Genomic DNA, 23046 nt, shown 5'->3' on the forward strand with positions numbered 1-23046 from the left:
AATTCGTGTAGCCGTGAGTTGACTTGCCAGCGTTTTTTATCAACACTCAGTATTTTGGAAATAGCCATGAAGAACCTAACAAAAAATCATCATCTGTACTCTAATTACCCAGGATTCAGCATATATGCAAAAAAAATCATTTCTAACCGCCGAACAAATTAGCTACGAACTCGCTTCCGACCAAACCTTATTTACCAATGTTCAAGCCACAGTGAATGAGGGAGATAGAATTGCGCTTGTCGGTGCTAATGGGGTAGGAAAATCAACCTTGCTCAAAATCTTGGCTGGTGAAATTCAGCCTAGTTCGGGTTCTGTGAATCGTGAAGGTACGGTTTATTACCTTCCACAAATTAGCACCCTTATCCAGTCAACCCAAGGCGCGACTGTTTTTGATTTTTTAAGTTATTTTTCAGAGGATTGGTGGGAAATTAGTAACCTGTTAGAAGCGAAGTTAAAAACTTCAGTAGATATTTCGCTACCCGTTAGCAGTTTGAGTGGCGGTGAGCTTACTAAACTGCTTCTGGCAATTGGTTTATACAGAAACCCAAGCGTGCTACTCCTAGATGAACCCACGAATCATCTTGATTTCTTAGCTTTGGAGAATCTAAAGCATTTCCTCCAAGAATTGAAACAACCTTTTGTCCTTGTCTCTCACAAACCTTTTTTCCTAGATCAAGTCGTCAACACCATCTGGGAGTTAACCCCATTAGGAGTGAAGGTTTATGGCGGGAACTTTTCCAGCTACAAGGAACAAAAAGAAATTGAATTTCAGGTAGCTTTGAGGACGCGAGAAATAGCCAAAAAAGAACTTAAGCAGGCAACTGATGCGTCTTTGCAAGAAGAGAAACGAGCAGGAAAATCCCGAAGAGAAGGGCGTAAACAAGCTCACGATAGAAGTATGGGAAAATCTGCAAGAAGATACTTTGAGAATCGAGCATCAGCAAGTGCTGGAAGCGCCTCAAAAAAAAATGAGGTGGCTATCGCTAAAGCTACACAAAATTTGGAATCTGCCAAAATTAGGACAAATCCAGTTGCCATTGTTCGCCTTGAAGAAGAAAGGAGTAAAAAGGGGAGAAGCTTAATTGACATTCAAGGAGCAAATCTGAAGATTGGAAGTCAGTTTCTCATCAAGAATATACAGATGCACATAGCATCCGGTGAGCGAGTTGCTATTTCTGGGGCTAATGGATCGGGAAAATCAAGCTTAATTCGGGCAGTTTTGGACATCCATCGAAAAAATTCCCCAGCGATTCTTGAATCGGGTAAGGTTTCAGTTGCTCCGAAGTTAAAAGTAGTATATCTTGACCAAACTTACGAGATAGTAGATAGAGGAAAAACCATTTTAGAAAATTTGCAAGCAGCGAATCCCAATCTTGAGTATCAACTTATCAGACAACAGCTAGGACACTTTTTATTCTTCAATGATGAAGTAAATAAAAAAGCTGAGATATTAAGTGGAGGGGAGCTAGCAAGACTTGCTCTGGCGACGATTAGCGTATCGGAAATTGAGTTGCTGGTATTGGATGAACCAACGAACAATTTGGATTTAGAAACCGTTACTCAAATTGTCGAAGCGTTAGAAGAGTATCGAGGCGCTATATTAGTAATTTCTCATGACATAGATTTTCTCAGTCGCATTCAGATAACCAAAGCCTTTAAAATTCAAAATAAGGCGATGCGAACGACCGTTTTTCTTCCCGATGAGACAGAACAATATTATCAAGAGTTGCTTGCATAGCCAAAGGTAGATTGAACTAGAATTAGGTGTATATAAATGGGCAAGTTTGTTTATCTATAGCAGTCCAAATTATTTGTGAATGCGAGATACCCGACTGCTTAGAAAAGTTGGGTATCTGAACCGCTAGTTCCCAATTAAAGTAGGATTGTTATAGATACTCCTTGAGGCGTCGGATATGTTTATTAAACAGATGCCATGAACCCTAACTCAAATAATCTTAAAACCATTAATTACACCCAAATTGTAGACCTGAGTCATGTCATTGAGCCAAATATTCCTATTTGGCAAAACGATCCACTCGTTGAATTTGAGCCAGTCGCCGAGTTAAAAAAAGATGGCTACTATCTACGAAGGGTCTCGATGGGAGAACACAGCGGCACTCATATTAACGCACCCAGTAGCTTTTATGAAGATGGGGTTGGGATTGAGAGTTATCCGGCTCAGTCGCTCGTTGTACCAGCAATTGTTATCGATATCCGCGACAAAACCATTGCTAATTTTGACTATGGTTTAACAACAGCCGATGTCCTCGACTGGGAACAGCAATACCATCCTATCTCCCCTAACACTGTTGTACTTCTATACACGGGTTGGCAAGAAAAGTGGAGCGATCGAAGAGCTTTTTTAAATCAGGACGAAAAGGGCAAATTTCACTTTCCGGGGTTTGGGGCTGAAACTAGCCGATTCTTAGTCGAAGAACGCGCGATCGCTGGCGTGGGAATTGATACTCATGGCGTTGATCCAGGGCAAGATGAAACCTTTAGCACCAACCGCCTGGTACTAAAAAAGGCTGGAATTATATTGGAAAATCTGACAAATCTCGATCGGTTATCGCCTACTGGCACCACATTAGTCATTGGGATTTTACGTCTACGGGGTGGTTCTGGGACACCTGTATCCGTGTTAGCTTTTTTGCCTTGATATCTGCACAAAAATCGCATTGACTTTACGCGATCGCGCCTTCAATCAACCTTGATAGGCGATTATCCCTTGTGGTGAAAGCAAAGATAGATGACGCCGGATGCCGACAACGCCCCGATAGCTGCAAAAGAAAGAATCGATATGTCTGAACAAGAGGTTTTTGTCTTTCCTGCATCATTTGCCCAACAGCGGCTGTGGTTCCTTGACCAGTTGATACCTGGCAATGCGATCTATAATGTGCCGACAGTCATTCGCCTAAAAGGTGCGCTCAATTTCGCGGCATTAGAGCAGACATTTAACGAAATTGTGCGTCGCCACGAAGCCTTACGGACTACATTTAAGGTGCTAGAGGGGCAACCCGTACAAGTGATTCCTGCGGAAAGTTGCGCTAAGGCTTCCGGCTTAACCATCCCTCTGTCCGTAGTAGACCTGCGGCAATTTCCAGAATGCGATCGCGAACTCCAAGCACAACAATTGGTAGCAGGAGAAATCGAGCGTCCTTTTGATTTGTCTTCTATCCCATTGCTGCGAGTGAAGCTGCTACAGCTTTCCGAAACAGAACATATTCTATTGCTGAATATGCACCACATTATCTGCGACGATTGGTCGATTGGAGTGCTGATTCGGGAACTGGGAACCCTGTACACAGCCTTTACTTGTAAAGACGCGATGCATCCCGTCTCTACGTTGCCGGAACTGCCCCTGCAATACGCTGACTTTGCCCATTGGCAGCGCGAGTGGCTGCAAGGAGAAGTGCTGGAAACCCAGTTAGCTTACTGGCGACAACAATTAAACGGTATTTGCATACTAAATTTGCCTATTGACCGACCGAAACCAGCTGTTGCAAGCTATCGAGGCGCAACGCAATCTTTAGAGTTACCGGAAAAGCTAAGTGATGCGCTTCAGACGCTTTCGCAGCAAGAAGGTGTCACCCTATTTATGACTTTGCTGGCAGCATTTCAGATTTTACTCTATCGATACACGCATCAAGAAGATATTGCGGTGGGTTCGCCAATTGCTAACCGTAACCGCAGTGAAATTGAAGGATTGATTGGTTTTTTTGTCAATAGTTTGGTATTACGTACCGACTTATCTGGAAACCCAACTTTCCGCGAACTCTTAAGCAGAGTTCGGCAGGTAACACTAGGCGCATACAGCCATCAAGATTTGCCTTTTGAGAAACTTGTTGAGGAGCTACATCCAGAGCGCAACTTAAATATTCATCCGCTATTCCAAGTAGTATTTGGCTTTGAGAATGCGCCAATGTCAGCGTTAGAACTGCCTGGATTAGTGCCTAGCTTTATGGATGTTGACTTTAAAACAACCCGATTCGATTTGGAGTTGCATTTGTGGAAGTGTTCCGAAGATTTCCGGAGCTTGTGGGGCGGTAAATGGGAGAATTCTGAGGGGATTAGAGGCGTAGTGGTTTACAACACGGATTTATTCGATGAAGCCACGATTACTAGAATGCTGGGGCATTTTAAAACATTGCTTGAAGGGATTGTTAATCATCCCGAAGAACGAGTTGCAAATTTACCGCTATTGGGTGAAGCTGAACGACAGCAGTTATTAATACAAATAAACGACACCGGGGCAGATTATCCTGAAAATCAGTGTATCCATCAGTTATTTGAAAATCAGGTAAAGCAAAATCCTAATTCTATAGCAGTAAGGTTTGAGAATTTAGAGACAAGGGTTATCGAGTCTCTAACCTACCGGGAGTTGAACATACGCAGCAACCAATTAGCACATTATTTGCAAAAATTGGGGGTAGGTTCGGAAGTTTTAGTCGGCATCTGTATGGAGCGTTCTGTAGACCTAATTGTGGGATTACTAGGCATTCTGAAAGCAGGGGGAGCTTATGTGCCTTTAGATCCTAGTTATCCTCAAGAACGTTTGAAGTTTATGCTTGATGATGCTTGTAAGGGCGAAGCATTTCTACAGAAAAACTTTGGCTTCAATCCAGAAATTATTGGCACGGATACGCCCGTACTATTGCTGACACAGGAAAAATTTGTTGGGCATTTTGAGGGTTTGTCAAACCCAGTTGTGTCCCTTGATAAGGATTGGGAAATCATTGCCCAAGAAAGTGAAGAAAACCCGAATAGCAGCGTAACCAGCGAGAACTTAGCTTATGTAATCTACACTTCTGGTTCTACAGGAAATCCTAAGGGAGTTGCGGTTACTCACAAAGCTGTCAATCGGCTGGTATGCAACACAAATTATGTAAAATTGTCGCCTGATGATAAAGTTGCCCAAGCCTCAAACACTTCCTTCGACGCAGCAACGTTCGAGATTTGGGGCGCGTTACTCAATGGCGCTCAACTTGTTGGAATTAGCAGAGATGTCACCCTTTCGCCCCACGAGTTTGCCTTACAACTTCAACAAAAAGACATTAGCATTTTATTTTTGACAACCGCTTTATTTCAACAGATTGCTAGAGAGGTTCCACAAGCTTTCGCTGACTTGCGCTATTTGCTATTTGGAGGTGAGGCTGTTGATATTCGGTGGGTCAGAAAGGTTCTTAAACATGGAGTGCCAAAGCAATTCATTCATGTCTATGGGCCAACGGAAAGTACGACATTTTCTTCTTATTACTGCGTGGAGAAATTAACAGAATCAGCAGCCTCTATCCCCATTGGTCGCCCGATTACGAATACGCAGATTTATTTGCTGGATGCTCATTTACAACCTGTACCGATTGGTGTTGTCGGCGAATTGTACATTGGCGGTGATGGATTGGCGCGAAAATATCTGAATCGCCCTGAATTAACTGCTGAACGCTTTATTTCTAATCCTTTTAGTAAGAAAACAGAAGCACGACTTTATAAAACGGGTGACTTAGCCCGCTATCTACCAGACGGCAATATTGAGTTTTTAGGTCGCATTGATAATCAGGTAAAAATTCGCGGCTTCCGCATCGAATTGGGCGAAATTGAAGCGGCGCTCAATCAGCATCCAGTAGTGAGCGAGACAGCGGTAATTGTTAGGGAAGAAATCCCTGGTGATAAGCACTTGGTTGCTTATATTGTTCCTAACCAAAAACAGGCACCAGCAAGCATAAATCTGCGACAATTCCTGAAAGAAAAGTTACCAGAATACATGGTGCCTTCAGCTTATGTGATGCTGGAATTTCTCCCGCTGACACCGAATGGCAAAGTGGATCGCCGTGGCTTGCCTGAGGTAGATACGCTCAGTTTTGAGATTAAAGAAAATTATGTCGCACCACGCGATCGCGTTGAGGAAGCGCTAGCCGAAATTTGGGCTAAAGTTTTGGGAAAAGAGCAGGTAAGTGTCCACGACAATTTCTTTGAATTGGGCGGTCATTCTCTACTCGCAACTCAGCTAACTTCCCGCATCCGCGATGCTTTCCAAATAGAGTTGTCTGTACGCAACTTGTTTGAATCTCCAACAGTAGCTAGCTTAGCTAGGCACATTGAAACAATGTGTTGGGCGGCGAAAGGTTTGGATAACACGAGTTCCACGGGAAATGAGCGAGAAGAAATAGAATTTTAAGTCTTTCTACAATCTCATTTGCAAATACTCAAGAGTCAGCAAGCGCAAGTAATCTAGCATCCGAATATAAGCTTTCATTTGCCCGTAGTCTCCATCTATTGCAAAGTAAATTCTCGCGATCGCTGGAACATCGAAGACTCGCATAGTTTGCAATCGCTCAATTGCCTTTAGTTCGTTTTCAATCGAACCTCTTGCTTGAATCTGACTAGCATAGCCCCGAATATCTACCGTTAGCAGTTCAATTTCCTCTAAAACAGTAAATTCTTCATCAGGATTTGGAGAGAGAGAAGCAATTTCTTTTCGCTCTCGTTTGCTATTTTGATAATTGACAGTTAACTCCTTTAACAGATGACTAATGTAGTTTCTAGTAATTTCAGCACTTTGAGTATTGAGCATGGCTTCACTCATCATTTACTCCATAAGTAACTATTTTTTCAATACCAAATCGATCGGGTCGGACAATCAGATATTCATTTCCTTTTCGATAGACTGCTGAACCATCCCGACGATATCCAGTTTTAGGAACTCGTGCTGCTCCCTTCTTATTAAAGTTGTGGGCTTTTCGGAGATATTTTAATGGGTCAATTTCTTTTCTTGAAGCATGGTCTAAAATATTCTGAGCCACGCTGATATAAGTAGAGGCATCCCATTCAGCTATATACTGCTCTATTTCGGCAACTTCTGCCTCGGTATATCCTTCACATAGCTGGGCTAAAAAGAGATCGACAGGTGGCTCATCCTGCATCAGGTTTTAATTTTGTTATCATCAGGTTGCAGTCCTATCTATCACAACTGTAACCCCCAACAGACAATCAATGCAATGCTCAGTTTTATGTCAGAAGACACCTATTGTTTTAAGCATTGATATATTGTTCTGAGCGTTACCCGCATTTAGCACAAAACGCACTGACAACTTCGGAAAATAGCTGATTCTTCTCCACCAAAGCCATGTGTCCACCCGGCTTGATCGTGACGAGTTCAGCTTGAGGCAATTCCGCTTTCATGCGATCGCTTGCAACAGGTTTAGTTGCGATATCTGTTGCACCGCAAACGACCAACACCGGAACGTTAATCGTTGGGAGTGTTGTTGTTTCCTCGAAATTGAACATTGCCAATGTACCGCGAGCGAGAACACCAGGCGAACCTAAAGCCGATAAGAAAGCGGCGAAATCCAGTTGACCGCGGGTTTCAGTCCCCTTAAATCCAGAAATCTCTACGCTGATGTGTAGCGAACCGTTGAGATAGCTTAGCCAAGTCATCAGCCAAAAGAGGGGTGACAGGAGCATGGTGAGGTACAGCAATGGTTCAAGCAGCGGTTTCTGCAATTTGGGTAACACACTGCTCAAGATAGAAGTTTTCAGTGGATTGGTGTAGGTTGTATCTGCGAGGATTAAGCCTGCTACGCGACGCCCCAGATGTTCTGGAAACAGCCGACAGAATGTTAGGTTAATCATGCCACCCATGCTGTGTCCAAGCAGGATAACCGGCTTGTCTCCCGCGCTCGCAACAACGGCTTCGAGGTCACGGGCATATTTTTCTACGGAGTAGTCGTTATTTTTGGGTCTAGTGGATTTTCCGAGTCCTGGCAAATCCCATACTATTACTCGGAAGCGATCGCTCAGTTGTCGCTTGGCATAGTACCATACCGCACTGTTTGGTCCCCAACCGTGTGAAAAGATAATCGGTTGACCATCTTCAGGCCCATAGAACTCTACGTGCAGGACGCTACCATCCGGTCGTGGCAAGCGCTGTACAGTTCCAGTACGCATCAATTTAGGTTCGTCAGCACCTTGGCGACGCAGCAGCGGCAAGCTGATAAAACGACCGCCAAGAGACCACAAAACCATCGCCAGTCCGCCTATCAAGTAGGATGTCCCCACCAGTTCCCCTTCATACCACTCATACAGAATGTAAATCCCTCCGCCCAGTATCCCGATGGACAGCAATCCAACCAGCCATACGAGTAGGAAATTGAGGGGCATGAACACCATGAGCAGAAACCTTTAGGGTAGGATGTTGACTGCGTTGTCTTCCAACGTCATACCGAGGTTAGACCACAGTCGGGTCAATAGCAAGTACACTCCTCTAGCGGGTAGTGTCCTAGAAGAGGTTTAATTTTGAAAACAGTTGAGTTTTTATCTTACCTCCGTAGCTTAGATATTCAGGTTTTTGTCGATGGAGAACGCCTGCGCTGTAACGCCCCAGAAGGAAGCCTCACCGCAGAACTACGTGCAGAGATAGCTGAACGCAAAGCTGAAATTCTCTCATTTCTAAGGACAGCTAACGTTACCAAAAACGCTACTCCGATAAGCCTTACACCCATTTCGCGGGACAGAAATCTCTCCCTATCCTTTGCACAACAGCGGCTGTGGTTTCTGGATCAATTAGTACCTAACAATGCTTTCTATAATGTTCCGGCAGCTGTGCGTCTGGTCGGTTCGCTAAATTTAGCGGCGTTGAAAGAGGCTTTTAACGAAATTGTGCGCCGTCACGAAGCTTTACGCACCACTTTTGTAACCGTGGAAGGGCAACCCGTACAAGCGATCGCATCCACTTTAACTGTACCTCTACCAGTAATAGATTTGCGTTCGCGAAGCGTCTCCGAAGGAGAATCGCGAAGCGTCTCTGTTGGCGAAGCCGCCCTGAAAGGGCTAGGAGAATTAGAAACCGAAGCGCGACGCATCACCACCCAAGAAGCTCAACGCCCTTTTGATTTGTCCAAAGACCCTTTTCTGCGAGTAACGCTACTGCGGTTGGATGAGTCAGAATATGTGCTACTGCTGGTTCTGCATCATATTGTCTCCGATGGCTGGTCTATGGGGGTACTAATTCGCGAGTTAGCGGCACTCTACACAGCTTTTGCTTCTTGTAAAGACGATAAATTTTCCGTCTCTACACCTTTACCAGAACTACCCATCCAGTATGCAGACTTTGCCCACTGGCAACGGGAGTGGCTACAAGGGGAAGTATTGGAAACACAACTTGCTTACTGGCGGCAGCAGTTGGACGGCATTTCTATCCTAAATTTGCCTACTGACAGACCTCGACCAGCCGTTCAAAGCTACCGGGGTGCAACGCAACTTTTGCAACTACCAAAAAGCCTGAGTAAGGCGTTAGAAGCCTTAAGCCAGCAAGAAGGCGTAACTTTGTTTATGACTTTACTGGCAGCATTTCAAACCTTGCTGTACCGCTACACTCAGCAAGAAGATATTGCCGTAGGTTCGCCAATTGCCAACCGCAACCGCAGCGAAATAGAAGGGTTAATTGGTTTTTTTGTTAATAGTTTAGTGTTGCGTACCAACTTTGATGGAAACCCAACATTTCGCTCACTTTTGAGTCGAGTGCGAGAGGTATCGCTGGGAGCGTATGCTCACCAAGATTTGCCTTTTGAAAAGCTGGTGGAGGAACTGCATCCGGAGCGCAACTTGAATCAAAATCCCCTGTTTCAGGTGGTGTTTGCATTACAAAATGCGCCAATGTCGGCGCTAGAGCTACCAGAGTTAACCTTAAGCCCGTTGCAATTTGTTGATACAGAAACAACGCGGTTTGATTTAGAGTTCCACTTGTGGGAGCAAAAGGAAAATAATGGGTTAGGGGTAGATAGTTCAGAAGGAATTAGCGGCTTTGTCGTATACAGCACCGATTTATTTGATGCAGCCACCATTAACCGGATGCTGGAGCATTTCCAAATATTGCTAGAGGGCATTGTTGCGAATCCAGAGCAACGAGTTGCCGAATTACCGATATTAAGTGAAGCTGAACTACATCAACTGTTAGTGCAATGGAATAATACCAAAGTAGATTATCCCAATGATTTGTGTGTTCATCAGCTATTTGAAGCACAGGTAGAGCAGAATAAAGATGCGATTGCTCTAGTATTTGAAGATAAAGAACTCACCTACCAAGAGTTAAATATACGCAGCAACAAACTTGCACGTTATTTGCAAAAATTGGGTATCGGTGCGGAAATTTTAGTAGGACTTTGCGTAGAGCGATCGCTTGATATGATAATCGGGATGTTAGCCATCCTGAAAGCAGGTGGAGCCTACCTACCTTTAGACCCCAGCTACCCTCCTGAGCGTTTAAGTTTTATGCTTAAAGATGCTCAAGTGCCAGTTTTATTAACACGCGAACAGTATATCGAACGCCTTGATAATCAAAATCCAAAAATAATTTCTTTAGACATGGATTGGGAAAGAATTTCCCAAGAGAGTGAAGACAATCCTAGCAGCAATGTTACCGCAGAAAACCTTGCTTATGTTATTTATACCTCTGGCACCACTGGAAAGCCTAAAGGAGTTCAAATTAAACATGGTGGACTATTAAATCTAGTATTTTGGCATCAACAAGCGTTTGCAGTTTCACCGCTTGACCAGGTAACGCAGGTTGCGGGATGTGCATTTGATGCTTGCACATGGGAAATTTTGCCTTATTTGAGTGCAGGAGCTAGCATTTATTTGACCGATGATGAAATTAGGCGATCGCCTGAAAAGCTGCGAGATTTTTTAGTATCAAAATCGATAACTATTAGCTTCTTGCCGACCCCTTTAGCTGAGAAAGCTTTGTTATTAGATTGGTCTAAAGATATAGCATTGCGAGTCTTATTAACAGGAGGCGATAAATTACATCAGTATCCTTTGGCTGAATATCCTTTCCAGGTAGTGAATAATTATGGTCCAACTGAGAATACTGTTGTTACAACATCCGGTATTGTTGCTGTTAGAGAGCAAGAAAATTCCTTCAATAGGGCTTTAAAAGGGGAGCAAGAAGGGATTACAGATGTAGCAGTATTAGGAAATGCGATCGCGCCTACAATTGGTCGTCCCATTGCCAACACTCAAGTTTATGTTCTAGATAGATATTTACAACCTGTACCCATCGGCGTTGCTGGTGAATTGCACATTGGTGGTGATGGACTAGCGCGAGGTTATTTAAACCGTCCCGATTTAACTGCTGAAAAATTCATTTCTAATCCTTTTAGCAACCAACCAGAAGCACGTCTTTATAAAACAGGCGATTTAGTTCGCTATCAACCAGATGGCAATATCGAATTTTTAGGTCGTCTCGACGAACAGGTAAAAATTCGCGGCTTCCGCATAGAGTTGGGAGAAATTGAAGCGGTACTGAGTCAACATCCAGCAGTGCTGCAAAATGTTGTAATAACTCGTGAAGATGTACCGGGGGAAAAGCGTTTAGTAGTTTATCTAGCACTAAATGCTGAATACAGCGAACAGAAGCAGATGGAAATGCAATTGCAAGATGAGCAGGTTTCGCAATGGCAGATGCTCTACAACGAAAATTATAATCAACCTGCTGCTAGTTCAGATCCAAAATTCAATATTGTCGGTTGGAATAGCAGTTATACTAATCAACCGATTCCAGCAGAACAGATGCGTGAATGGGTAGATAACCAAGTTGCGGGAATTCTGGATTTGCAACCAAGTCGAGTGTTAGAAATAGGGTGTGGAACAGGTTTATTGTTGTTTAGAATTGCGCCTCACTGCAATAAATATTGTGGGACAGACTTTTCCTCGGCTTCACTTAACTACATCCAGGAGCAATTGGCACAATTACCTCAAGTAACATTGCTTCAGAAGTTGGCGACTGACTTTGAGGGAGTGGAGTCCGAAGCCTTTGATACGGTGATTCTGAACTCGGTTGTGCAATATTTTCCCAATATTGATTATCTGGTGCGCGTACTGGAGGGAGCAATAAATGCGATCGCTCCCGGTGGCTTCATCTTCATCGGCGATGTGCGTAGCCTCCCCCTGCTGCAAGCTTTCCACGCCTCAGTACAGCTTTATCAAGCCGAACCCTCCCTCACCCGCGAACAGTTGCAGCAACGGGTAGAAATGCAAATGTTCCAAGAAACGGAGTTAGTAATTGATCCAGCTTTCTTCAGTGCATTAAAGCAGCGATTTCCCCAGATTAGCGACGTACAAATTCAACTAATCCGGGGTCATCATCACAATGAATTAACGCAGTTTCGTTATAACGCGATTCTGCATATTAGCGCTGAAATAGATTCTGAAAGCACCTACATCAATCCCCCCGAAGTGGCGGGAAGTAAGAATACTCCGGCTCCCTCCCTGTTGCGGGGAGGGCTGGGGAGGGGTGCCTCGCTAGACTGGCACGAAAATAACTTAACCGTCTCCGTTGTACATCAGCTATTAGTTGATAACCAACCAGAACTATTAAGCATTACCAATGTGCCTAATGCGCGGGTAACAGCAGCAGTTAAAACAGCAGAATGGCTCTCAGGCGCAGCAGAGTTTAAAACTGCGGGACAGATGCGTGAAGTATTGCAAAAGCTCCAAAATTTAGGAGTAGATCCAGAAGATTTTTATAGCCTAGATGTCCCTTACGACGTTGATATTAGCTGGTCAAATTCCGCTAGTGATGGACGCTACGATGTAGTTTTTGTAAGCAAAGAAATAGACGAAAAAACTACTTTGCCACTCAGCGCTAAATTGCGATCGCTACAATCTTATGCGAATAATCCCCTGCAAGCAAAAGCAGCTCGTAAGTTAATCCCTCAATTGCAGACTTATCTAGCCCAAAAGCTACCTGAGTACATGGTGCCATCGGCTTTTGTGGTGCTGGAATCTCTACCGCTGACGCCGAATGGCAAAGTCGATCGCCGTGCTTTACCGGCACCTGAACCAGTCAAACTAGAATTGGCAGGAAATTATGTTGCACCTCAAACTCCGGTTGAGGAAGTGTTAGTGAAAATTTTTGCTGAAGTTTTGGGAGTTAAACGGGTAGGTATTCACGATAATTTCTTTGAATTAGGAGGACATTCATTACTAGCGACTCAGCTTGTTTCTAGAGTGCGCGACGCATTCGCGGTGGAGTTACCTTTGCGTAGTGTCTTTGAGGCACCGACCATTGCAGAATTATCGAAAGCGATCGCTAGTTTTCAGCAGACCACTACTCAAAGCAAAGCCCCAGCCTTAGTGCCAATTTCTCGTGAAAATCGTCGCATGAAGCTATCATCTCTCAATAAAGAAAACCAACAACCGTAAACCAGATGAAAGCCAACGACCAATTTCCAGAAAATTTCATCTGGGGCGCGGCTACCTCCGCCTATCAGATAGAGGGTGCGGCAACAGAAGGCGATCGCAAACCCAGCGTCTGGGATACCTTCAGTGCCACCCCCGGACGGGTTGAGAATGGCGATACGGGAGATGTTGCTTGCGACCATTACCATCGCTACGAAACAGACGTAGAACTGATGGCAAAACTGGGCATCAAGCATTATCGCTTTAGTATCGCTTGGCCCCGAATTATTCCTGATGGTCGGGGAAACGTGAATGAGAAGGGAATTGATTTCTACAAGCGCCTAGTTGATTGCTTGCACAAACACGGCATTACTCCCCACGCCACCTTATTTCATTGGGATAGCCCTCAAGCACTAGAGGACTTGTACGGTTCTTGGCGCAGCCGGGAGATGGCTTCAGATTTTGCTGACTATGTTACTGCTGTTGTCAATCGGTTAGGCGATCGCATCACCAACTGGATGACCATCAACGAAATCCCCTGCTTCACTGATTTCGCCTACGATGTGGATAAAGACCCACCCTTTGCCCCTGGCACTCGCGTCAAAACTCGCAAAGAAGTGTGGCAGACTTCTCACCATGCGCTTCTCGCTCATGGAATGGGCTGTCAAGCTATCCGTGCTGCCTCGCCCGTTCCTTGTTCTGTAGCACTTGTAGACAATATTTCTGTCACCGTTCCCCTCACCGAATCAGCGGCTGATATAACAGCCGCTCAGCAAGCTTTCCATACTTCTTGGCTCAATGGGGGGATTATTTTTCCAGCGCTGACGGGTGCCTACAGTCCAGCAATGCTTGAGAAGTTGGGCGCTGATGCCCCAGATATTCAGTCGGGCGATTTAGAAATCATTCACCAGCCCCTCAATGCAATTGGTATCAATATTTACACTGGCACTTATGTTCGTGCGGCGGACAATAAAGACGGTTACGAGTTTCTTGACTTACCCAAAGGCTACCCGCGAATGAATATGCCTTGGCTGCATATCGTTCCTGAGAGTATCTATTGGGGTATTCACCATATTAGCGACACGCTTGGGCGACAAGATTTGCCCGTGTTCATTACCGAGAATGGTTGCGCTGCCGAAGACGAACTGAACGCGCAAGGCGAGATAATTGATACAGACCGCATTATGTATTTACGCCACTATTTAAAGGCGGCTCATCGAGCTATTGAGGAAGGTTATCCGCTGAAAGGTTACTTCCTTTGGAGTTTCATGGATAACTTTGAGTGGCCTTACGGTTATAGTCGTCGCTTCGGGATTACCTATGTCGATTACAAGACGCAACAACGCATTCCCAAGGCAAGCTTCAATTGGTATGCAGAGTGCATTCGCCAGAACCGGGTAGTTTAGGATAATTGCAAGTTGTGGAGTGGCGCGATCGCGCCACTATCAAAAGTGGTTGAAAGCTTGAAAGACAGCAATGCTAAAAGTAAAGTCCTACTTTTAGTCCCAATTCCCCGTGAAAATCATCCCATGAAGCTATCATCGCTGAACAAAGAAAGCAAAGCTTGAGTGAGTGATTTCCAACTTTTTAATCTGTGCCCTCACATCTACTCTATGTATGTTTTGTAAAGGCCACCTTAACTTGGTTAACTAATCATTAGTTTTAATTATAATTTCCTACTGTGCTTTTTAAATAAGTAATTATATTTGGACTTTAGTTTCTCTTGCCGTTTCAAGAGAAACTAATATATCACAAATCAGAATTTATGTATATAGATTATCCCGAAATAATGCAGTAAATTGCTGTTATACGCAGGTTGGTGAAAACGCCACCAGCTGGACACTATGACGTTTTCACCGTTTCACCCGCGTTTAGATTCGTTTACACAATTAGGTTCACTTGTGGAAAAATTTGTGGAAAAACCAACTGTGCTATCACACCTTAGCTCGAATGCTGGGGTAACTCAACTAGCCTTGGACTTGGGGATTGCAGTCAGTTGCCCCAAGCCGCATCGGACGTTTCCCAAGCGGAAGCGCAAAACTGAGGATAATAGTTCTTACCCTCACCACGGCTTGTGGACTACAGAGCAAGTCATGGCTTTACTGAAGCTCTGCGATCCAAAACCTTTGTATCTGGCAAAGCAGCAAAACCGACCGCACTACCAAGACGGTTGGGCTGTCAGACCAACTGACAAGCGTAATCATTGGGTTTTGTATAGCCAAGCTCTACCTTACCCACAAGCCGACTGTCACTAGAGTTAAATAAACAGGGCTAAGCCTAGATCCCCCCTCCCTGCCCCAATGCACAGGGGGGTTAGTGAGCCTTGCTTCATAATTTGAATAGCGCCAAGGTAAATTAAATGAGAACTCAATCGATATGAAACTGCATTGCAGGACAATTTATTCGAGCCGAAAACACTCCTAGGGCGCAAATTTTGAGAGATTCGCCAGAAGATTGTTGCGAGTGTGTACCCTCAGTTCAGATGGGAAGGAAGTATAAAAAGAAGTGACTCAACCTTGAAATGAGCGCGATCGCACTATTGAATGAAACGCAGCTACATTAATTCTGGGAAATCAGCAAGCCATGACTCAAGCCTTACCCAAACCAATAACCTTTGAAGACTTTCTAGAGTGGAAGCCCGAAACTGGACGCTATGAACTACATGATGGGGTGATTATTGAAATGCAGCCAGTGGGAGAACATGAGGAAGTCAAAGGTTTTTTGGCAACAAAACTAACTATAGAGTTTGACCGATTAAATCTTCCCTACTTTATACCCAATCAAGCGCTAGTCAAGCCGCCAGAAAAAGAATCAGGTTATTTACCAGATGTGCTGATATTAAATCGGGTTAATCTAGCGGCGGAACCGTTATGGAAAAAATCTTCAACTGTTACTCAAGGTGCATCAATTCCTTTAGTAATTGAAGTAGTCAGTACCAATTGGCGGGATGATTACCTGCTCAAAGTTGCGGATTATGAAGAAATTGGTGTTCCGGAATACTGGATTGTTGATTACCTGGGGTTAGGCGGTAGGCGATTTATTGGCAACCCCAAGCAACCTACTATTTCGGTTTACTCAATGGTTGAGGGTGAGTACCAAGTGAGTCAGTTTAGGGGTGCTGACCGCATTGAATCGCCAACGTTTCCAGAGTTAAATTTGACTGCTGAACAGATTTTTAGAATTGGGGCAACTGAATGAATTCGCGTCTATACAAACAAAGGCTGAATGCTGCACAGACTAAAATATGATAAATATTTATCGAAAATTATCCATCTTTTACCTTTCAAAATTATTATAAATCTTTGTTTTGTCTTTTTAAGCCGGATTGCAATCATTGCTAAGAAAAATCTCCTCAATCCATCGGGTTTATTAGTACGAAACCGTACTGAATGCCGATGCCGTTTAGAACTATCCTGAATGAAGATTGGCGATTAGGCTAATCAAGGATTGCACATTGCTGGTTGCTGTTCTTCAACTAAATGGATTAGAAAACTTTCCGGTCTCTGCGCTTTCAGAGCCTAATTAACCTGAACTCAGGTTATCGTTACAGACTTTTTTTTGTACGGTCCTGCAATGAGAGTCCTGCAAGAGGTCTAATTACTTATATAAGACTTCTAACACTTTTCCAGATGACTACTGAAAACCGACTGCTTAGCGTCCTACCCCGTGAGGTATACGAGAAGCTTGCTCCCAACTTGAAGCGAGTCTCGCTGGAACAGGGCAAGATACTCCACCATCCTGGTGAAACTATCGAGGATCTCTATTTCCCCATCGATTGCCTGATCTCGATTACCATCACCATGACTGACGGCTCCACGGTTGAGGCGGGTCTAGTCGGCAACCGTGAAGTGGTCGGCGTCAATGCCTTCATGGGCGGAAGGGAGACCACGCAGACTGAATACATCGTACAAATGGCGGGCAGTGCGATCAAGGTGGATGCAGGGGTGCTGCTGGAGGAGTTTGATCGCAATAAGGGGCTGCGTGACGTACTGCTGCGCTACACACAAGCCCTGATTGCCCAGATATCGCAAACCACTGGCTGCAACAGCCTCCATGTTCTCGATCAACGCTTAGCACGCTGGCTGCTCGAAGCCCAAGACCGCATTGATTCGGATGACCTTAAGCTTACCCAGGAGTTCCTCGGTCACATGCTGGGCGTGCGCCGCGCTGGTGTCACCCAAGCCGCCCAAAAGCTTCAGGAGAGGGATCTCATTCGGTACAACCGGGGTCGCGTCCAGATCCTGGATCAGGCGGGGCTGGAAGCGACTGCGTGCGAGTGTTTCCAGGTTCTCAGAGAGGAATACGATCGCTTGCTGGGAGCCAAGGACAGAGATGGCTGATCAAAGGGTTCTCACCTTCACTCGTGCGGCAGAAAGTGAAGCACTTTCGTTGCTCCTCATCCAATCGCGTACAGGTTGCGTAGAGATTAAGTCAGGCTGGAAGAGGGTCTCTTCTCCTCAGTCTGCAAGTAACGGTCTAAAGAGGAGCAAAAGGACAACAAATGAACCAGAAAAAAGATAGGCTACCGACAATTCTGATATTTGAACTAGATGACGATACACGCCCGCTCCTGAAATATAACCTTTCCATCTGGGGCTACCACGTGATTGAGGCGCTACAGGAAGAAGACGCGATCGCCCTGGCGCGTGGTGTGCGCGATCGCCCTAGTCTGATTTTGATTAACCAGTTCGATATGCCGATAGACGAGGTTATTAACCTGGGACGGCGTATATGTCAGGGGGCGGAACTGCTCAACACTACGCCAATTGTCGTCATGGCTGAGCGCTACGGTTCAGATATGGAAGGTAAGGACGTTAAGATAAGCGAAAGCGAGTACGTGACCTACCTGGAAGATGGGGAACAGTTGATGAATCTTCTGTACCGTCTTTGCGCGGTATAGACGCAGCCTAATCAGCCTCCGTGAAGACCAGAAAGCGGGGAAATGGGCAACATAATCGAACAACTATGCCCAGTGGTACAATCTGCGGATGACTCAGAATTTTACCGACAACGACCTCACGGTTGATGAGAAAGCACTCAACACTGAGCAAGAAGTAACTGAGCAAGAAGCGGAGGTCTTTGTCTTTCCGGCATCTTTTGCCCAGCAGCGGCTGTGGTTCCTCGACCAGCTATTCCCTGGCAATACTTTCTACAATGTAGCGACTGCACTTCGCCTGATGGGTTCGCTCAACTTAGCTGCACTAGAGCAGACGTTCAACGAAATTGTGCGTCGCCACGAAGCTTTGCGTACCACTTTTAGGATGCTGGATGGGCAACCCGTTCAAGTCATTGCTCCCAGCTTAACCATACCCCTGCCCCTTGTAGATTTGCGGCATCTACCCGCAACCGAACGGGAAGCTGAAACTCGACGGTTGGCTACCGAGGAGCGATCGCGTCCTTTTGATTTATCTCAAGACTCGTTACTGCGAGTGATGCTGCTACAGCTAGACTCCTTAGAACACGTACTTTTGCTGAATCTGCATCACATTGTCTCCGATGGCTGGTCGATTGGAGTGCTAATACGGGAACTCGGAACGCTGTATACCGCTTTTGGCAATAACGAGCGATCGCCCTTGCCAGAACTCCCCATCCAATATGCAGACTTTGCTGACTGGCAACACGAATGGCTACAGGGTGAGGTTCTGGAGACTCAGTTAGCCTACTGGAAGCAGCAACTGAACAATCTTCCCTCACTTAAATTGCCCACTGACAAACCTCGCCCAGCGGCTCCAACCTATCAAGGCGCAACGCAATTTCTAGAGTTACCGAAAAGCCTGAGTGAGGAACTAGAGGCACTTTCGCAGCGCCAAGGCGTTACTCTCTTCATGACCCTTTTGGCGGCATTTCAAACCTTACTTTACCGCTATACACAGCAAGAAGATATTGTTGTCGGCTCACCCATTGCTAACCGCAACCGCCGCGAAATTGAGGGTTTAATTGGCTTTTTTGTCAATAGTTTGGTGCTGCGTACTAATTTATCCGGCAATCCAACATTTCTGGAATTGCTGAGCAGAGTCCGGGAGGTGGCGCTAGGAGCATACGCCCATCAAGATTTACCCTTTGAGAAGCTAGTAGAGGAACTGCATCCAGAGCGCAACCTGAGCCATCATCCATTATTTCAGGTGGCATTCAGCCTACAAAATACACCCATCGAGGCGCTAGAGTTACCTGGGTTAACACTCTCGCATCTAGATTTTGACAACCCCAGCGCTAAGTTTGACCTAGAGTTTCACCTGTGGGAATCGCCGGAAGCTATCAAAGGACAGGTAATTTACAGCACCGATTTATTTGATGATGCTACCATTACCCGGATGTTGGGGCATTTTCAAACGCTGCTGGAAGGTATCGTCGCAAATCCAGAGCAAAGCCTTTGCGAGTTGCCTTTATTAACAGCAGCCGAACGGCAACAGTTATTAATTGATTGGAATAATACTAGAAGAGATTACCCGCAAGACCAGTGCTTTCATCAGTTGTTTGAGGCACAAGTAGAGCAGACTCCGGATGCGATCGCGCTAAACGCACGCTTCGCGAACGCGCTCATCTTTGAAAATCAGCAATTAACCTACCGCGAACTCAACATCAGAGCCAATCAACTTGCACACCACCTGCAACAATTGGGGGTAGTTCCAGACGTTCTAGTTGGTATCTGTGTAGAGCGTTCTTTAGAGATGATTGTAGGACTGTTAGGCATCCTCAAAGCGGGAGGAGGATACCTGCCTTTAGATCCGACCTATCCACAAGAACGTCTTAGCTTCATGCTAGAAGACGCTCAGGTATCCATCTTGCTAACTCATTCCCATCTAGCCTCCCTGTTGAAGACCTGTTGGGGGGATTGCCAAGACAGTTTGTCTGTCGTTTGTTTGGATACGGACTTGGATGCGATCGCTCACCATCCCCAACACAACCCAAGCAGCAACGTAACATCTGAAAATCTAGCTTATGTCATCTACACCTCTGGTTCAACTGGAAAACCAAAAGGCGTTTTAGTGCAGCACAGAGGGCTATCTAACTTAGCAGAAGCTCAGCTCGAAGTTTTCAAGGTACAGCCAAGCGATCGCATCCTGCAATTCGCATCCTTGAGTTTTGATGCCTCAATCTTCGAGATTGTCATGGCATTGCGATCGGGAGCCACTCTCTATTTAGCCAAAAAAGAAGCTCTTCTACCTGAACAACCCTTAATCAAGTTATTGCGCGATAATGCGATTACTCACGCCACGCTCCCGCCTACTGTACTCGCACTATTACCAGAAAAACTTCCCTCGCTGCAAACTATCATCTGTGCAGGCGAATCTTGTTCCCAGGATATTGTAAAGCGCTGGGCTGCCGGTCGTAAGTTTTTTAATGCTTATGGGCCAACTGAAGCAACTGTTTGGGCTACGATTGCAGAAATTAGCGGTGACACCCAAAAACCCTTCATTGGTCGCCCAATTACTAATACTCAAATTTATATATTAGATGCCCATTTACAGCCTGTACCCATCGGAATTACTGGCGAATTGTACATCAGCGGTGATGGACTGGCGCAGGGATATCTCAATCGCCCCGATTTAACTGCTGAACGGTTTATTCCTAATCCTTTTAACTCTTATAGAGACAAAAACTCTCGTATCTCTACAATTTATAAAACTGGCGATTTAGCTCGTTATCAACCAGACGGCAACATTGAGTTTTTAGGTCGCCTTGATGACCAGGTGAAAATTCGCGGCTTCCGCATTGAACTGGGAGAGATTGAGGCAGTGCTGACTCAGCATCCAGCAGTCAGAGAAACGGTAGTAATTACTACAGAGAAAGTTTCTGGTGATAAGCGTTTAGTCGCTTATATCGTACCAGCCCAAAACTTTACCCCTACAATCATTGAACTCCGTGATTTCCTAAGGAAGAAGTTGCCAGAATACATGGTTCCTTCAGCTTTTGTCATGATAGAAGCTCTGCCTTTAACACCTAATGGCAAAGTCGAGCGTCGGAACTTACCCGAACCCGATAATTCAACTAGCCAAACCCTAGATAAGGCTTACATTGAACCTCGTAATCCTACTGAGTCAGTCCTCGCCAAAATCTGGGTTAAAGTTCTTAACATCGAGCGTGTAAGTATTTACGATAACTTCTTTGATTTAGGGGGAAATTCGCTGCTGAGTATCACCCTCATGGAGCAGATACGCAAGCAATTTGAGCGCGAATTACCGCTGTCTACCCTGTTCTTAAATCCAACCATTGAAGGTCTAGCAAGGGCGCTATCTCCCGAAATTGATTCTCCGTATTGGTCGCCCTTAGTTGCAATTCAGCCTAAAGGTCAAAATCCACCTTTCTTTTGCGTTCATCCCATTTTAGGAGTCGTCTTTCCTTATTATGAAGTCGCATATCATTTGGGGACAGAACAACCATTTTATGGGCTACAACCTCTGGGTATGGACGGAGAACAATCCCCATTAACTCGTATTGAGGATATAGCGGCTTATTATATTGATGCCTTACGTGCAGTGCAGCCGAATGGCCCTTATTTTTTAGGAGGTTGGTCTTTTGGAGGTTTGGTTGCTTTTGAAATGGCTCAACAATTGCAGAAATCTGGGCAAAAAGTAGCTCTACTTGCTGTACTGGATACTTCAGCCCCAGTTTCTAACAACAAACCTTCCTTCGGGGACGGTTTAAAGTTTCTGATGAACACAGTAGCGCGACATATATGGCCTTATTTTATGGATTATTTTTATCTTATAGCCGCTACCGACAAGCCCCAAAGCAAGCTAATCTCTAAAGAATCTAAAAAACGAATATTAAAAGAATTAAGAAGTAAATCGATACTTAGGGTTTTTCAAGCGAATAGTCAAGCAGCGCTTAGCTATGTGCCGCAAGTCTATCCTAGCAAAATTACTCTTTTGAAAAATAGCGAACAAAATATCGCTGCGAATCAAGATCCAAGTATGGGTTGGGGCGAGCTAGCTGGAGGAGGAGTGGAAATTTATAACATTCCTGGCAATCACCTAACCATGCTCAAGAAACCCCATGTCCAGGTTCTCACCGAACAGTTAAGAACCTGTATTGAGAATGCACAGGTCGGAAGATAAGAGCGATCGCTGTACTCTGTGATGTAGCGATCGCTCTTACCGTGGCTTACTATTCGTACAAAGCCCATAAGTAGTGGGCACCCAGCACCAGCCCTTGAGCAACATGAGCGCGGTTGCGTGGCTCCTCCCAACTGGGTTCTGCCAAAGTCAACAGTTCTCGTGCGTGTTCTACGTCAAGTTCCTCGTGGACAGTATAGTGTGACTGGCTACCCGGTGCTGCCCAACCTCGCTCGTTAATCGTGCGGGCGATCATCCCACTAACACTCGAATACAGATGCTCCAGCATCCCCAAAGCAGCTCCACCCGCTTCACTTGATTGCGTCAGACAGTAGCCCAGAAGTGAATGATTGAAAGCTAACACTGATGCAGGACAGGGTATTTCTAAATCTTCTGGAGTGGCACCTAAAGCCCGCAAAAATTGGCGGAAGGTGTATTTGTGAGAGGTCAATAAATTGCCGTGACCATGTTCTTCAGCCACGTTTTCCATCACCGAAAGTCGCCGTTCTAATACTGGAGTCCGAGCCAAAACTGCCGCTAATGATTGCGAAAATGACTCAATTGTAAAACAAATTGGTAGCTGTGTGCAAAGAAATTGTGCCCGTGAGGTAGAGGGTGCCTGCATCCACATAAAGTAAGGATGACGGTGGAAATCATAAGCCTTATTTACCATCAGCACTGCTTCTGATAGCGTGGTGCATCTCACGATATCTTCTACATACAATTGGTGAAGTCCTACTTTTCTCTCGGTAGCAATCGAGCAATTGTCTAGGAGCTGCATGACTTATCTCTTCCCGCTAACCTTACCCCTCAG

At 45.2% G+C, this 23046-nt stretch carries 14 protein-coding genes; 10 read left to right on the plus strand and 4 right to left on the minus strand.

What is annotated here, in order from left to right:
• Nucleotides 1-124 precede the first annotated feature (124 nt).
• The 3 genes from abc-f (at nucleotide 125) to NC997_RS21840 (ending at nucleotide 6175) form a co-directional block, all read left to right on the plus strand.
• Complete coding sequence (gene abc-f, locus NC997_RS21830) at nucleotides 125-1738, plus strand: ribosomal protection-like ABC-F family protein (protein WP_190529696.1); 1614 nt, start codon at nucleotides 125-127, stop codon at nucleotides 1736-1738.
• Between the two features lie 195 nt (nucleotides 1739-1933).
• Entirely contained in the window at nucleotides 1934-2659 is a 726-nt protein-coding gene (locus tag NC997_RS21835) for a cyclase family protein (RefSeq protein ID WP_190529698.1), read from the plus strand.
• A gap of 141 nt (nucleotides 2660-2800) precedes the next feature.
• Nucleotides 2801-6175 carry a non-ribosomal peptide synthetase gene (locus tag NC997_RS21840; RefSeq protein WP_190529700.1) on the plus strand — a complete coding sequence of 1125 codons (3375 nt, stop codon included), beginning with the start codon at nucleotides 2801-2803 and terminating at the stop codon, nucleotides 6173-6175.
• Nucleotides 6176-6181: 6 nt separating this feature from the next.
• Here NC997_RS21840 and NC997_RS21845 read toward each other — a convergent pair whose 3' ends face one another.
• From NC997_RS21845 to NC997_RS21855, 3 genes are all read right to left on the minus strand, one after another.
• The gene (locus NC997_RS21845; protein WP_199306289.1) at nucleotides 6182-6586 is read right to left on the minus strand and encodes a hypothetical protein; all 405 of its coding nucleotides are present in this window, start codon (nucleotides 6584-6586) and stop codon (nucleotides 6182-6184) included.
• Nucleotides 6576-6920 (minus strand): hypothetical protein, encoded by a 345-nt coding sequence (locus NC997_RS21850; RefSeq protein WP_190529702.1) that lies wholly within the window; start codon nucleotides 6918-6920, stop codon nucleotides 6576-6578. Before NC997_RS21850 ends, NC997_RS21845 begins: the two co-directional genes overlap by 11 nt.
• Nucleotides 6921-7056: 136 nt before the next feature.
• The gene (locus NC997_RS21855; RefSeq protein ID WP_190529704.1) at nucleotides 7057-8166 is read right to left on the minus strand and encodes an alpha/beta hydrolase; all 1110 of its coding nucleotides are present in this window, start codon (nucleotides 8164-8166) and stop codon (nucleotides 7057-7059) included.
• Between the two features lie 126 nt (nucleotides 8167-8292).
• Between NC997_RS21855 and NC997_RS21860 the strand changes: the two genes are divergently transcribed.
• The 7 genes from NC997_RS21860 (at nucleotide 8293) to NC997_RS21890 (ending at nucleotide 22235) form a co-directional block, all read left to right on the plus strand.
• Complete coding sequence (locus NC997_RS21860) at nucleotides 8293-13200, plus strand: non-ribosomal peptide synthetase (RefSeq protein ID WP_190529706.1); 4908 nt, start codon at nucleotides 8293-8295, stop codon at nucleotides 13198-13200.
• A 5-nt stretch (nucleotides 13201-13205) separates the two neighbouring features.
• Entirely contained in the window at nucleotides 13206-14582 is a 1377-nt protein-coding gene (locus NC997_RS21865; protein ID WP_190529707.1) for a GH1 family beta-glucosidase, read from the plus strand.
• A gap of 507 nt (nucleotides 14583-15089) precedes the next feature.
• Nucleotides 15090-15431: a hypothetical protein gene (locus NC997_RS21870; protein WP_190529709.1), complete on the plus strand. Its 342-nt coding sequence runs from the start codon at nucleotides 15090-15092 to the stop codon at nucleotides 15429-15431.
• A gap of 328 nt (nucleotides 15432-15759) precedes the next feature.
• Complete coding sequence (locus NC997_RS21875) at nucleotides 15760-16374, plus strand: Uma2 family endonuclease (RefSeq protein WP_190529711.1); 615 nt, start codon at nucleotides 15760-15762, stop codon at nucleotides 16372-16374.
• 431 nt (nucleotides 16375-16805) lie between these two features.
• Complete coding sequence (locus NC997_RS21880) at nucleotides 16806-17516, plus strand: helix-turn-helix domain-containing protein (protein WP_190529713.1); 711 nt, start codon at nucleotides 16806-16808, stop codon at nucleotides 17514-17516.
• A gap of 161 nt (nucleotides 17517-17677) precedes the next feature.
• Nucleotides 17678-18076, plus strand: a complete 399-nt coding sequence (locus NC997_RS21885; protein WP_190412279.1) for a hypothetical protein — start codon at nucleotides 17678-17680, stop codon at nucleotides 18074-18076.
• 88 nt (nucleotides 18077-18164) lie between these two features.
• Entirely contained in the window at nucleotides 18165-22235 is a 4071-nt protein-coding gene (locus NC997_RS21890; protein WP_190529715.1) for a non-ribosomal peptide synthetase, read from the plus strand.
• A 49-nt stretch (nucleotides 22236-22284) separates the two neighbouring features.
• On the opposite strand, the gene NC997_RS21895 is transcribed toward NC997_RS21890, so the two are convergent.
• Complete coding sequence (locus NC997_RS21895; protein ID WP_190529717.1) at nucleotides 22285-23013, minus strand: iron-containing redox enzyme family protein; 729 nt, start codon at nucleotides 23011-23013, stop codon at nucleotides 22285-22287.
• Nucleotides 23014-23046: the final 33 nt, after the last annotated feature.

It is taken from the genome of Trichocoleus sp. DQ-A2 (assembly GCF_039961915.1).
In the GTDB taxonomy this organism is placed as follows: domain Bacteria; phylum Cyanobacteriota; class Cyanobacteriia; order Cyanobacteriales; family FACHB-T130; genus FACHB-T130.

Excerpts from the sequence above, each read along its gene's own strand:
- NC997_RS21875 (WP_190529711.1), top strand. The coding sequence starts at position 15,760 with ATGACTCAAGCCTTACCCAAACCAATAACCTTTGAAGACTTTCTAGAG.
- NC997_RS21895 (WP_190529717.1), bottom strand. The coding sequence starts at position 23,013 with ATGCAGCTCCTAGACAATTGCTCGATTGCTACCGAGAGAAAAGTAGGA.
- NC997_RS21880 (WP_190529713.1), top strand. The coding sequence starts at position 16,806 with ATGACTACTGAAAACCGACTGCTTAGCGTCCTACCCCGTGAGGTATAC.
- abc-f (WP_190529696.1), top strand. The coding sequence starts at position 125 with ATGCAAAAAAAATCATTTCTAACCGCCGAACAAATTAGCTACGAACTC.
- NC997_RS21845 (WP_199306289.1), bottom strand. The coding sequence starts at position 6,586 with ATGATGAGTGAAGCCATGCTCAATACTCAAAGTGCTGAAATTACTAGA.
- NC997_RS21865 (WP_190529707.1), top strand. The coding sequence starts at position 13,206 with ATGAAAGCCAACGACCAATTTCCAGAAAATTTCATCTGGGGCGCGGCT.
- NC997_RS21885 (WP_190412279.1), top strand. The coding sequence starts at position 17,678 with ATGAACCAGAAAAAAGATAGGCTACCGACAATTCTGATATTTGAACTA.
- NC997_RS21840 (WP_190529700.1), top strand. The coding sequence starts at position 2,801 with ATGTCTGAACAAGAGGTTTTTGTCTTTCCTGCATCATTTGCCCAACAG.
- NC997_RS21835 (WP_190529698.1), top strand. The coding sequence starts at position 1,934 with ATGAACCCTAACTCAAATAATCTTAAAACCATTAATTACACCCAAATT.
- NC997_RS21890 (WP_190529715.1), top strand. The coding sequence starts at position 18,165 with ATGACTCAGAATTTTACCGACAACGACCTCACGGTTGATGAGAAAGCA.
- NC997_RS21855 (WP_190529704.1), bottom strand. The coding sequence starts at position 8,166 with ATGGTGTTCATGCCCCTCAATTTCCTACTCGTATGGCTGGTTGGATTG.
- NC997_RS21850 (WP_190529702.1), bottom strand. The coding sequence starts at position 6,920 with ATGCAGGATGAGCCACCTGTCGATCTCTTTTTAGCCCAGCTATGTGAA.